This is a genomic window from Streptomyces sp. NPDC006512, from assembly GCF_040611935.1.
In the GTDB taxonomy this organism is placed as follows: domain Bacteria; phylum Actinomycetota; class Actinomycetes; order Streptomycetales; family Streptomycetaceae; genus Streptomyces.
The window spans coordinates 59,254-71,525 of record NZ_JBEXPG010000005.1; the positions used below are offsets into that span (position 1 = coordinate 59,254).

10 protein-coding genes are annotated in these 12,272 nt (G+C 71.8%); 7 read left to right on the top strand and 3 right to left on the bottom strand.

The features are described 5' to 3' along the window. Positions 1-17: 17 nt before the first annotated feature. Together glp and galU are read right to left on the bottom strand one after the other, a co-directional pair. Positions 18-1,358 carry a gephyrin-like molybdotransferase Glp gene (gene glp / locus ABZZ17_RS05110; RefSeq protein ID WP_356872126.1) on the bottom strand — a complete coding sequence of 447 codons (1,341 nt, stop codon included), beginning with the start codon at positions 1,356-1,358 and terminating at the stop codon, positions 18-20. 4 nt (positions 1,359-1,362) lie between these two features. Beyond that, entirely contained in the window at positions 1,363-2,265 is a 903-nt protein-coding gene (galU, locus tag ABZZ17_RS05115; RefSeq protein ID WP_356872128.1) for a UTP--glucose-1-phosphate uridylyltransferase GalU, read from the bottom strand. Positions 2,266-2,359: 94 nt separating this feature from the next. On the opposite strand from galU, the gene ABZZ17_RS05120 reads away from it, so the two are divergent. Further along, positions 2,360-2,983 (top strand): 5-formyltetrahydrofolate cyclo-ligase, encoded by a 624-nt coding sequence (locus ABZZ17_RS05120; RefSeq protein ID WP_356872130.1) that lies wholly within the window; start codon positions 2,360-2,362, stop codon positions 2,981-2,983. On the opposite strand, the gene ABZZ17_RS05125 is transcribed toward ABZZ17_RS05120, so the two are convergent. After that, positions 2,980-5,907, bottom strand: a complete 2,928-nt coding sequence (locus tag ABZZ17_RS05125; protein ID WP_356872132.1) for a penicillin acylase family protein — start codon at positions 5,905-5,907, stop codon at positions 2,980-2,982. The genes ABZZ17_RS05120 and ABZZ17_RS05125 overlap by 4 nt on opposite strands. A gap of 317 nt (positions 5,908-6,224) precedes the next feature. Here ABZZ17_RS05125 and ABZZ17_RS05130 point away from each other — a divergent pair, with 317 nt between their 5' ends. The 6 genes from ABZZ17_RS05130 (at position 6,225) to ABZZ17_RS05155 (ending at position 12,225) form a co-directional block, all read left to right on the top strand. Next, complete coding sequence (locus ABZZ17_RS05130; protein ID WP_356872450.1) at positions 6,225-7,685, top strand: potassium/proton antiporter; 1,461 nt, start codon at positions 6,225-6,227, stop codon at positions 7,683-7,685. 415 nt (positions 7,686-8,100) lie between these two features. Continuing rightward, the gene (locus ABZZ17_RS05135; protein ID WP_356872134.1) at positions 8,101-9,435 is read left to right on the top strand and encodes an MFS transporter; all 1,335 of its coding nucleotides are present in this window, start codon (positions 8,101-8,103) and stop codon (positions 9,433-9,435) included. 67 nt (positions 9,436-9,502) lie between these two features. After that, positions 9,503-9,817: an FmdB family zinc ribbon protein gene (locus ABZZ17_RS05140; RefSeq protein WP_356872136.1), complete on the top strand. Its 315-nt coding sequence runs from the start codon at positions 9,503-9,505 to the stop codon at positions 9,815-9,817. A gap of 78 nt (positions 9,818-9,895) precedes the next feature. Beyond that, on the top strand, positions 9,896-10,729 hold the full coding sequence (locus ABZZ17_RS05145; RefSeq protein WP_356872138.1) for an S-methyl-5'-thioadenosine phosphorylase: 834 nt from the start codon (positions 9,896-9,898) through the stop codon (positions 10,727-10,729). 209 nt (positions 10,730-10,938) lie between these two features. Further along, positions 10,939-11,502 (top strand): carboxymuconolactone decarboxylase family protein, encoded by a 564-nt coding sequence (locus tag ABZZ17_RS05150; protein ID WP_356872140.1) that lies wholly within the window; start codon positions 10,939-10,941, stop codon positions 11,500-11,502. A gap of 462 nt (positions 11,503-11,964) precedes the next feature. Further along, positions 11,965-12,225, top strand: coding sequence for a hypothetical protein (locus ABZZ17_RS05155; RefSeq protein WP_356872142.1), 261 nt, complete (start codon positions 11,965-11,967; stop codon positions 12,223-12,225). The last annotated feature ends 47 nt before the right edge of the window (positions 12,226-12,272 follow it).

Below are 12,272 nucleotides of genomic sequence, written 5' to 3' on the forward strand. Positions count from 1 at the left end.
CCCGCCCGGGCGGGTGGTCAGCCGAGCAGGATCACTTCCAGCTCGGTGCCCGGCTCGACCGAGGTGACGTCCTCCGGTACGACGATCAGGGAGTCGGCGTGCGCCAGCGCGGCGATCAGGTGCGAGCCCGATCCGCCGACCGGGGAGACCGTGCCGGTGCCGGCGTCGTACGTGCCGCGCAGGAACTGCCTGCGGCCGGACGGGGAGCCGATCGCCTTGTCGCTGCGGAGCCCGGCGCGCACGCTCGGCCGGCTGACCTCGGAGGCGGGCAGGCCCATCAGCGCCCGGATCGCGGGGCGCACGAACAGCTCGAAGGAGACGTACGAGGACACGGGGTTGCCGGGAAGCGCGAGCAGCGGGGTGTGGTCGGGGCCGACGGTGCCGAAGCCCTGGGGCTTGCCGGGCTGCATGGCGAGCTTGCGGAAGTCGACGTTCCCGGCCTCCACGGCCGCGTCGCCGGCCGAGACGGAGGTCAGGGCCTCCTTGACGACGTCGTACGCGCCGACGCTGACGCCGCCGGTGGTGACCAGCAGGTCGGCGCGGATCAGCTGGTCCTCGATGGTGGACCGCAGGGTGTCGGCGTCGTCCGCGACGGCACCGACCCGGTAGGCGATGGCCCCGGCGTCGCGCGCGGCCGCGGCCAGCGCGAAGCTGTTGGAGTCGTAGATCGTCCCGGCGGTCAGCGCCTCACCCGGCTGGACCAGTTCGCTGCCGGTGGACAGGACGACCACCCGGGGCCGCGGCCGGACCCGGACCGTGCCGCGTCCGATGGCGGCCAGCAGGGCGATCTGCGGCGGGCCGAGGACGGTCCCGGCGGCCAGCGCCAGGTCTCCGGCCTGTACGTCGCTGCCGCGGGCCCGGACGTGCGCCCTCGCCTCGGCCGCGCGGTGGACCCGTACCTCGCCGCCCGCGCCCTCGGGAGCGGTGCTGGCCGGGGTCATCCCGGAGGCCGCGCCGCCCCCCGTGCCGCCGTCGGTCCACTCGACCGGTACGACGGCTTCCGCGCCGGGGGGCAGCGGGGCGCCGGTCATGATGCGGGCGGCCTGGCCGGGGCCGACGGTGGGCAGGTCACCGCTGCCGGCCGCCACGTCCCCGATGACCGCGAGCACCGCGGGGAACTCCTCGCTCGCACCCTGGACGTCGGCCGTGCGGACGGCGTAGCCGTCCATGGAGCTGTTGTCGAAGGGCGGGAGGGCGACGGGCACGGTGACGTCCTCGACCAGGACACAGCCCTGGGCGTCGAGCAGCTGGAGCTCGATGGGCTCCAGCGGCCGGACGGCGGCGAGTACGTCCGCGAGGTGCTCGTCCACCGACCACAGACGCTGGTGGCCGGTGTCCTGCGGTGCGGGACTGCTCAAGGTGCTACATCTCCTCCGTGACGTAACGGTGAAGCCAGGTGCGGAACTCCGGGCCGAGGTCCTCGCGCTCGCAGGCGAGTCGGACGATGGCCCGCAGGTAGTCCCCTCGGTCCCCGGTGTCGTAGCGGCGGCCGCGGAAGACCACGCCGTGCACCGGACCGCCCACGCTCTCGTCGGCGGCCAGCTTCTGCAGGGCGTCGGTGAGCTGGATCTCCCCACCGCGGCCCGGCTCGGTCTCCCGCAGTATGCCGAAGATCGCCGGGTTCAGGACGTACCGTCCGATGACCGCGTAGTTGCTGGGCGCCTCGGAGGCGTCCGGCTTCTCGACGAGACCGGTCACGCGGACGACGTCGGTGTCGTCCGTCGGCTCGACGGCGGCGCAGCCGTAGAGGTGGACGCTGGCCGGGTCGACCTCCATCAGCGCGACGACGGTGCCGCCGGTGCGTGCCTGGATGTCGACCATCTGGCGCAGCAGCGGGTCACGCGGGTCGATGAGGTCGTCGCCGAGCAGGACGGCGAAGGGTTCGCTGCCCACGTGGGGCTCGGCGCAGAGCACGGCGTGACCCAGGCCCCGCGGGTCGCCCTGGCGGACGTAGTGCATGGTCGCCAGGTCGCTGGACTCCTGGACCTTCTTCAGCCGGTCGTCGTCGCCCTTGGCGATGAGCGCCGACTCCAGCTCGTAGTTCCGGTCGAAATGGTCTTCGAGGGCCCGCTTGTTACGTCCTGTGATCATGAGTACGTCGTCCAGGCCGGCCGACACGGCCTCCTCCACGACGTACTGGATGGCCGGCTTGTCCACGACCGGGAGCATTTCCTTGGGGGTCGCCTTGGTCGCCGGGAGGAACCGAGTGCCGAGGCCCGCGGCCGGAATGACGGCCTTTTTGATCACGGGGTGCGACTGAGTCATGGGCAGAACGATAGTGGGTCCGGCCGAACACCTCGTGAGATTACGGTGAATACCTCCCGTTATGCCCGAATGAGCAAGGAATTGAGACTCAACTGTGGTAGAAAATCCGCCCGAAAACGGACCCCGGACGCCCGAGAAGGCCTCCCTGCGCCGGGAACTGCTCGCCGCCCGTCGTGCCTTGTCCCCCGAGGCGCGCCGGACGGCCGCCCGCGCGCTCGCCCGCACCGCCCTCGCGCTGCCCGAACTGGCCGGTGCGCGCACGGTGGCCGCGTACGTCTCCGTGGGCGGCGAGCCGGGCACGCGTGACCTGCTCGACGCGCTGCGGGCCGCCGGGAAGCGGGTGCTGCTGCCCCTGCTGCTGCCCGACAACGACCTCGACTGGGCGCGGTACGAGGGGCCGGACGGCCTCGCCGAGACCGCGCACCCCGGCAAGATGCGGCTGCTGGAGCCCGCCGGGCCGCGGCTCGGGCCGGACGCGGTGACCGGGGCGGACGCCGTCCTGCTGCCCGGGCTCGCGGTGGACGGGCGCGGCATGCGGCTCGGGCGCGGGGGCGGCTCGTACGACCGGGTGCTGGCGCGGCTGGAGCGGGCCGGGGTCCATCCGGCGCTGGTGGTGCTCCTCTACGACGAAGAGGTGGTCGCGCGGGTCCCGGAGGAACCGCACGACCACCCCGTCCAGGCGGTCGCCACCCCGTCGGGGGTGGTGCGCTTCGGCTAGTTCGGCTTCAGCGTCAGGGTCTCGACCGTCGCCTTGTCGACGGCCGCCTTCCCGAAGGGCCAGTCCAGGAGCTCGCCCTTGGCCCAGAGGGTCGTCTGGTCCGTGTAGTTGGAGTGGTACGCGTGGCCGGAGGCGCCGGTGAGGTTGATCCAGCGGGACTTGTCCAGGTCGTTGAGGTTCACGACCATGCGCATCGACGGGACCCAGGTGACCCCGTACCCGCTGGAGGCGTTCCAGCCGGTGGCGTTGACGGTGGCCTCGCCGCCGCCCAGGTTCCACGGGCCGCGGTTGAGGAGCCACTGCATGAAGCCGGGGCCCTCGGTGCCGATGGTCTGGTTCTTCAGCGTCAGCTGGTGCAGCCGGCCCCAGCTCCAGGTCGACTGGTCCTTGCCGAGCTTGGCGGTCAGCTCCCAGCGGGCGTCCTCCATGGCCCGCGCGAACAGCTCGTCGCGGGTGGTGGTCGCCTTGTCGGCGCGGACCGCGGGGCTCTGCCACCACGCCGACTTCTCGTCCTTGACCAGCCTGCGGACCACCTCGAACCAGCGGTCGCCGCCGTCGGGCTGCGCCGAGTCGGGGCCGCGGGTGCCGCATTCGCGGACCAGCTCGGCGAGGTCGTCGGCGGGGCCGCGGGTCTCGTCACGGACGTTCACGCAGCTGCCCTCGACCCGCAGCTCCTTGGGCATCTTGTCGCCGAAGGCCAGCTTGAGGATGTTGCGCCAGACCGCGTTGAAGTACGCGGCGGCGGCCGAGTCGGGCTCCTGGGTGTAGTTCCAGCCCTCCAGCAGCTTCTGCGCCGAGCGCACGTCCGGGTCCGAGACCTGGATCTTCGCCAGCATCGGGGTCAGCAGCGCGGCGATCTCACTGCTGTTGTCCATCTGCATGGTGCGCATGTCGTCGGTGGAGATCTTGCCGCTGTCCTTGATCTTCGCCTCGATGAGGTCGTTGATCCGCTGGCTGCGGGCGCCGTAGCCCCAGTCGGTGGTCAGCAGGTGCGGGTACTTGCCCGCGCCGGTGCCGCTCTCCGTGACCGCCTGGTTCGCGGTGACGACGTAGCCGCGCGCCGGGTTGAGCTCCCACGGCATCTCGTTCTGCGGGATGTAGCCCGCGTTGCCGTCCTTGCCGCCCTTCCAGGCGTACTTGGGGTCCCAGCCGGGGGCGGGCATGCGGCCGTCGCCCTGGGTGCGGATCGGGATGCGGCCCGGGGCCTGGTAGCCGATGTTGCCGTTGGCGCCCTTGTTGTCGGCGTAGATCAGGTTCTGGGACGGGACCTCGAAGTCCGCGGCGGCCGCCCGGAAGCTGTTGAAGTCCTTGGCCCGGTTGAGCTTGAAGACCGCGTCCATCGACTTGCCGGGGTCCAGGGCGGTCCAGCGCAGGGCGATCGCGTAGCCGTCGCCCCGGTCGGGGGCGGAGCTGGGCACGGGGGCGCGGGAGCCGACGGTGCCGAGTTCGTCGCTGCGGTCGGAGATCAGCGGTCCGTTGTTGGTGGAGCGGACGGTGATCTTCTTGCTGGGGCCGCCCGCGACCTTGATGACCTCGTCGCGGACGGTGAAGGGCTGCGTCTTGTTGTCGAAGACGTAGCCGTCGGTCCGCACCTGCTCCAGGTAGAGGTCGGTGACGTCGGCGCCCAGGTTGGTCATGCCCCAGGCGATGTCGGCGTTGTGGCCGATGACCACGCCCGGCATGCCGGAGAAGGTGTAGCCCGCCACGTCGTACTGGCACTGGGGCGAGGCCGCCCGGCAGTGCAGGCCCATCTGGTACCAGACCGAGGGCAGCTGCGGGGAGAGGTGCGGGTCGTTCGCGAGGAGGGGCTTGCCGGTGGTCGTGTACTTGCCCGAGATGACCCAGGAGTTCGAACCGATGCCGCTGCCGTTGGGGCCGAGGATGGCCGGGATCTCGTCCAGGGTCTTGGAGAGGGCGGTCAGCTGCGTGCGCAGGCCGACGCTCGCGCCCTGGGCGGTGGCGTTGCCGGCGAGCCCGGTGGGGGTGCCGCCGTGGGGGGCGGCCTGCGAGCCGGTGCCGGTACCCGTGCCGGTTCCGGTGCCGGTACCCGTGCCGGCGCCGTTGGACGTGCCGGTTCCGGTGCCCGTCCCGGTGCCGGTGCCCGTACCCGTGCCGGTGCCCGTACCCCCGGTTCCCGTGCCCGTGCCCGTGGCCGGGGTGCCCTGGGGGGCGAACTTGCCGCCCGCGACCGTGCCGCCCTCGACGATCGGCTTGTTCCGGTCGAAGGGGTACGGCGGGTAGAGCTCGTCGATCTGCGCCTGCGACAGCTTGTTCGCCATCAGCGAGCGGTCGATCTCGTCCTGCATGTTGCCGCGCAGGTCCCAGGCCATCGCCTTGAGCCAGGCCACCGAGTCCACCGGCGACCACTGCTCCGGCGCGTAGCCCTCGCTCAGCTTGAGGGTCGCGTGCTCGACGGAGAGGTCCTTGCCGGACTTCCCCTTCAGGTACGCGTTGACCCCGTCGGCGTAGGCCTGGAGGTACTTCTTCGTCTCGGGCGAGAGCTTGGTGTCGTACTCGGCCTGCGCGACCTGCCGCCAGCCCAGCGTGCGCAGGAAGGCGTCCGTCTCCACCTGCCCGGAGCCGAACATCTCGGAGAGACGGCCGGAGGTCATGTGGCGGCGTACGTCCATCTCCCAGAACCGGTCCTGGGCGTGCACGAAGCCCTGGGCGCGGAAGAGGTCCTCGTCGTTGTCGGCGTAGAGCTGGGGGATCCCGTGCTCGTCGCGCTTCACGTCGACGGTCCCGGTCAGGCCTGGAACCTTCAGGGAGCCGGTCGTCTGCGGGAACGAGGCGCGCACGGTGTCCGCGCTCCAGTACGCGCCGTAGCCGAGGCCCGCCAAGAGCGCCAGGACCATGACGAGCACGAGCAGGCGTGCGCGTCGTCCCTTCTTCTTGACGGAAGGTCCGGATTCGTTGGCGGGCATCGCTGTCCTTAGAGGGGCAGGGTGGTCCTGGGAGTACTGGGAGCAACCATAGGCGCAGACCCGGGTGCGTTGATCCGCCAGGGGTCGAGGGGCTGCCCGGCCCGACCGGGATGTCCGGTCCCGGGTGCCGAGGACAAGGCCGGTGCGGCGTTTCACAATGTGAGGAGCGCGTTAAGGAAGCGTCAAAGATTAGGTAAGGTAACGAAGTACTTGCCGAACGCGCCCTCGGGAGGAACGATCCGCCGGGCGGCGCCTTGAGGAAGGGCCGCCCGCTGACTGTCCACACGCTCAATGAGCTCCTGCTGGTCTGCTCGCTCGTGCTGCTCGTCGCGGTCGCGGCGGTACGCGTCTCCTCGCGAAGCGGTCTCCCCAGCCTGCTCATCTACCTCGGCATAGGCGTCGCGATAGGCCAGGACGGCATCGGCAACGTCGTTTTCGACAACGCCGAGCTGACGCAGGTCATCGGCTACGCCGCGCTCGTCGTGATCCTCGCCGAGGGCGGTCTGGGCACCAAGTGGAAAGAGATCAAACCCGCGCTGCCGGCCGCGGTCATGCTGTCGCTCGTGGGCGTCGCGATCAGCGTGGGCGTCACGGCGGCGGGCGCGCACTACCTGGTCGGGCTGGAGTGGCGCCAGGCCCTGCTGATCGGCGCGGTCGTCTCCTCGACCGACGCGGCGGCCGTCTTCTCCGTCCTGCGGAAGGTCCCCCTCCCCTCCCGGATCACGGGTGTGCTGGAGGCCGAGTCCGGCTTCAACGACGCTCCCGTCGTCATCCTGGTGGTGGCCTTCGCGACGGTCGGGCCCGTGGACGAGTGGTACGTCCTGATCGGCAAGATCGCGCTGGAGCTGGCGATCGGCGCCGCCATCGGCCTCACGGTGGGCTTCCTCGGCTCGTACGGGCTGCGGCACGTGGCCCTGCCCGCCTCGGGCCTCTACCCGATCGCGGTGATGGCCATCGCGATCACGGCGTACGCGGCCGGCGCGATGGCCCACGGCTCCGGCTTCCTCGCGGTGTACCTGGCCGCGATGGTGCTCGGGAACTCCAAGCTGCCGCACTGGCCGGCGACGCGGGGGTTCGCGGACGGACTCGGCTGGATCGCGCAGATCGGCATGTTCGTGCTGCTGGGCCTGCTGGTCACCCCGCACGAGCTGGTCCACGACTTCTGGCCCGCCGTGATCATCGGCCTGGTGCTGACGATGGTGGCGCGGCCCCTGGAGGTCTTCGTCAGCCTGCTGCCCTTCCGGATCCCCTGGCAGGAGCAGGCCCTGATGTCGTGGGCGGGGCTGCGCGGTGCGGTCCCCATCATCCTGGCGACCATTCCCATGGTGTCCGGGATCGAGGGCAGCGACCGGGTCTTCAACATCGTCTTCGTCCTCGTCGTCGTCTACACCCTGGTGCAGGGACCGACGCTGCCGTGGCTGGCGCGCAAGCTGGAGCTCGGCGACACCGACGAGGCCGCCTCGGACCTCGGGATCGAGTCGGCGCCGCTGGAGAAGCTGCGCGGGCACCTGCTGTCCTTCTCGATCCCGCCCGCCTCGCGCATGCACGGCGTGGAGGTCGGCGAGCTGCGACTGCCCGCGGGGGCCTCCGTGACCCTCGTGGTCCGGGACGCGAAGAGCTTCGTACCGGCGCCGTCGACCGTGCTGCGGCGCGGGGACGACCTGCTGGTGGTCGCCACGGACCCGGTGCGGGACGCGGCGGAGGCGCGGCTGCGGGCGGTCGCGCGCGGGGGCAAGCTCGCGGGGTGGCTCGGAACCGGCGGCGCGACGTCACTCTAGGTGGCGGAGGGTGTCCGGAGCGGCCGCGCGCGTGACCGTTTTGACTTAGAGTGACGTTCTAATTCACACGGTTTCGGTGGCGTGTGCCCGCCCTTGCCCCCATATCGGTGGCAGGGGAATGCGAAATTCCAGTTAATCGCAGGTGAAGACACGAGTTGTCACCGTAATCACAGGGCGTGGTAGCGGATTCCCCTGTACGATGAAGGCACAACAGATCGAACCAACTCTGCCTGACGCAGAGCTGGCGCGACCGCAAAGCGGCCGTGGCTCCCTCCCGCAGTGGGCGCCCAGGTATCACTCGGTTCTGCGCAAGAGGACAGCTCTCGGGGCTCCCACATGTACGGGTGCGGCCGCTCACAAAGCGGCCCATCGTCCGCAGACGGGGAGTTCTACCAGGCAGCGGAAAGGCCAGGCCGTGACATCCGCGGTCACGACCGACAAGTCCGCACGACCCGGCTACGGGCAGCTCCTTCGCACGCCCGGTGCCCTCTCCTTCGTCCTCCCCGGCTTCGCCGCGCGCCTGCCCTTCGGCATGCTGACCATCAGCATCCTGCTGCTCGTCCAGCACGCCACCGGCTCCTACGGCTCCGCGGGCATCGTCGCCGCCGTCACCGGCGTCTCCATGGCCCTGTTCGCCCCGGTCATGGGCAAGTTCACCGACCGCCGCGGCCAGAGCGCCGTCCTCGTGCCGGTCGTGCTCCTGCACGCCGCCGCCGTGAGCGCGCTGACCGCGCTGGCCCTGATCGGCACCCCGCTGTGGGTGCTCGCGCTGGCCGCCGTCCCGGCCGGCGCCTCCGTCCCGCAGGTCGGACCCATGGTCCGGGCCCGCTGGGCGGCCAAGCTGGAGGGCTCCCCGCTGCTGCCGACCGCGGCCGCGTTCGAGTCCGTCACCGACGAGTTCACCTTCGTCGTCGGACCCGTCCTCGCCACCGCGCTGTGCACCGGCGTCCACCCGGCGGCCGGTCTGGCCACCGAGGCGGCCCTGACCCTGCTCGGCGGCCTGTTCTTCGCCGCCCAGCGCTCCACCGAGCCGAAGGCGGCCCCCGCCCTCGCGAACGGCGAGAAGCACGCCTCCGCGCTGTCGTTCCCGGGCCTGCGCGTCCTGATCGTCGCGTTCATCGGCATCGGCGCCGTCTTCGGCGGCATGCAGGTCTCCCTCGCCGCCTTCTCCAACGAGATCGGCAACCCCGGCGCCAACGGCCTGCTCTACGGCGTCTTCGCCGCCGGCAACATGACCGCCGGCATCGCGATGGGCGCCATCGCCTGGAAGATCGGCCCGCGCCGCCGCCTGATCCTCGGCTACATCGGCCTGACCGCCGCCGCCTCCGTCCTGTGGGCCGCCCACTCGGTGATCCTGCTGGGCGCGCTCGGCCTGGTCGTCGGCCTGTGCATCGCCCCCGCGCTGATCACCGGCTACACCATGATCGAGCAGCTCATCCCGGCCGCCTCGCGCACCGAGGCCTTCACCTGGCTGACCGGCGCGGTCGCCTTCGGCCAGGCCGGCGCCGTGACCCTGGCCGGCCGCCTGACGGACGCGCACGGGTCCTCGTACGGCTTCCTCGTGCCGCTCGTGGCCACCGCGCTCGCGCTGGCGACGCTGCTGGCGCTGCGTGCGAAGCTGGCCCCGCAGGCCCCGAGCCGGATCGTGAACTCGTCCTCGGCCGCCGTGCCGGCGGCCGCCGCGCCCGTCACCCGTAATCGGGTGAACGAGCGTGGGATCGGTCACCGCACGCCGGTGACGGTGGACTGATCCGCCGGAATACGTCACCATGGAGCGTCGTTAGCACTCATTGAGTGAGAGTGCCAGGAGGAAATTCGTGCCGACCTACCAGTACCAGTGCACCGAGTGCGGTGAGGGCCTTGAGGCCGTGCAGAAGTTCACCGATGACGCGCTGACCGTGTGCCCGAGCTGTGACGGACGCCTGAAGAAGGTGTTCTCCGCGGTCGGCATCGTCTTCAAGGGCTCCGGTTTCTACCGGAACGACAGCCGCGGCGCCTCGTCGAGCAGCACCCCTGCCTCGAAGCCGGCGTCCACGTCGTCCACGACGACGTCCACCGCTGCCGCCGCCCCTGCCGCTTCGTCCTCCTCGACGTCGTCCAGCACGGGCAGCAGCTCCAGCTCGGCTGCCTGACCCCGTACGTTCCGCCGCAAGGCCCCGCCGCCCACCACGGGCGGCGGGGCCTTGCGCGTACCCGGTTAGGGTGACGGCATGGCGAACGCAGAGATCGGTGTAATCGGCGGATCGGGCTTCTACTCCTTCCTGGAGGACGTCTCCGAGATCCAGGTGGAGACCCCGTACGGGCCCCCGAGCGACTCCCTGTACCTGGGCGAGCTGGGCGGCCGCCAGGTGGCGTTCCTGCCCCGGCACGGGCGCAGCCACACCGTGCCCCCGCACAAGATCAACTACCGGGCCAACCTGTGGGCCCTGCGCTCGGTCGGCGTCCGCCAGGTACTGGGCCCCTGCGCGGTGGGCGGCCTGCGGGCGGAGTACGGGCCGGGCACGCTGCTCGTCCCCGACCAGCTGGTGGACCGTACGAAGTCCCGCGCCCAGACCTTCTTCGACGGGGAGCCGCTGCCCGACGGGTCCGTCCCCAACGTCGTGCACACCACCTTCGCCGACCCGTACTGCCCCGTCGGGCGCTCCGTGGCCCTGGCGGCGGCGCGGGGACGGGACTGGGAGCCGGTGGACGGCGGCACCATGGTCGTCGTCGAGGGGCCGCGGTTCTCGACGCGCGCCGAGTCCCGGTGGCACGCGGCGGCCGGCTGGTCGGTGGTCGGCATGACCGGGCACCCCGAGGCGGTCCTCGCCCGCGAGCTGGGGCTCTGCTACACGTCGATGGCGCTGGTCACGGACCTGGACGCGGGCGCCGAGACGGGCGAGGGCGTGTCCCACACCGAGGTCCTGAGGGTGTTCGGCGAGAACGTGGGACGGCTCCGCGAGGTCCTCTTCGACGCGGTGGCGGCGCTGCCGGCGACCGAGTCCCGGGACTGCCTGTGCACCCACGCCCACGACGGGTGGGACCTGGGCATCGAACTGCCGTAGGGCGGGGCGGGAGACCCGGTCGAGGGCCGGTCGAGACCCGGCACGGGACCGCCCGGCGGCCGGCTCCGGCGGGCTCCGGGGTGACCGGCCGGGCGGGATCGCGCGTCCCGTGCGGAGGAATTCCGCGGGAGGTGTCACGTTCCGCGGGGCTCGCTTGTCCCTCTGGCGAAGGGGGCACCAAGCCCCCCCCCGACCGGAAGAGGCCGATCATGCCGCGCATCTCGCTCACCCCGCCGCGCACGCTCCTCGTGCGGATCGCCGCCTGGTACTCCCGCCGCACCTACGGCAAGGAGCTCGACCCCGGCCTGGCGTACGGCCACAACCCGCGCGTGCTGTTCGCGTACGTCCGCCTCGAACAGCGGGCGGCGAAGTGGAACAAGCTCGACGCAGGGCTGAAGCACCTCGCGGTGATGGCCGCCGCCGCGCGGGTCAACTGCTCCTGGTGCATGGACTTCGGCTACTGGGAGGGCCGGGAGCTGGGCCTGTCGCCGGAGAAGATCGAACGGGTGCCGCGCTGGCGGGAGGCCGGCGCCCGCGAGGCGTTCACCGGGGTGGAGCTGCTCGTCATGGAGTACGCCGAGGCCATGACCGAGACCGAGCCGACGGTCACCGACGGGCTGGCGGCGCAGCTGATCGCCCGGCTCGGTGAGGAGGCGTTCGTAGAACTGACCGCCGTGGTCGCCCTGGAGAACTTCCGCTCGCGGGTGAACAGCGCCTTCGGGCTGACCAGCCAGGGATTCGCCGAGGCCTGCACGGTGCCGTCCAGGCCCTGACGCCCCGGGCTCCGGTGGCCGGACGGTTCGGGGCCACTCGTGCGGGTGACCGCGTTGTCCACAACCTGGGGACGGTCCACAGGCGGGAGCGGGATCCGGGGCGGCGGCGGATCGTGAGGGGTGTCCGGGCACCGGCCCGGACTGCGGAACACGACCAGTTCGGCGGTGCCCACCATGTCCAGGACCTCTCCTCCTTCTCCTTCGGCTCCTTCCTCTCGGCTCTCTCCCTCGTTCCCTGATTCGCCCTCCGCGTGTCCCCCCGCGCGCCCCGTTCCCCTCTTCCCCCCGCTGCGGGTGGGGCGGAGCGGGGGCCGGCTGCGCCGCGCGGTACGGCGCCGGCGGCGTGCCGCGTCGGCCGCACTGGCCGTGGTGGCGGCCGCCCTGGCGGTCGGCGGGACGGAGGCGCGGGCCGCCCGGGGAGCACCTCCTCCCGAGGTGAAACCGCCTCCGGCGGTGGTGCGCATGGTGTCGGCTCCGGTGCGCATCGCGGACGGGGCCACGGTGGGGCTGCTGCGGCCCGGGGACCGGGTGGACGTGGTCGCCGCGGAACGCACGGGGCCGCCGCGGCTGGTGGCGGCCGGGGCGCGGGTGGCCGAAGTCCCGCGTACGGAAGGGGAGGTGGGGGAAGGCGGGGCCCTGGTGGTGCTGTCCGTGCCCCGGGAGACCGCGCGGGAACTCGTCGGTGCGGGCACGGTGACGAAGCTGGCGGTGACGTTGTGCTGAATCGCACGGACGAGCAGTCAAGTCACCGCGAGGAGGGCAGCGATTGG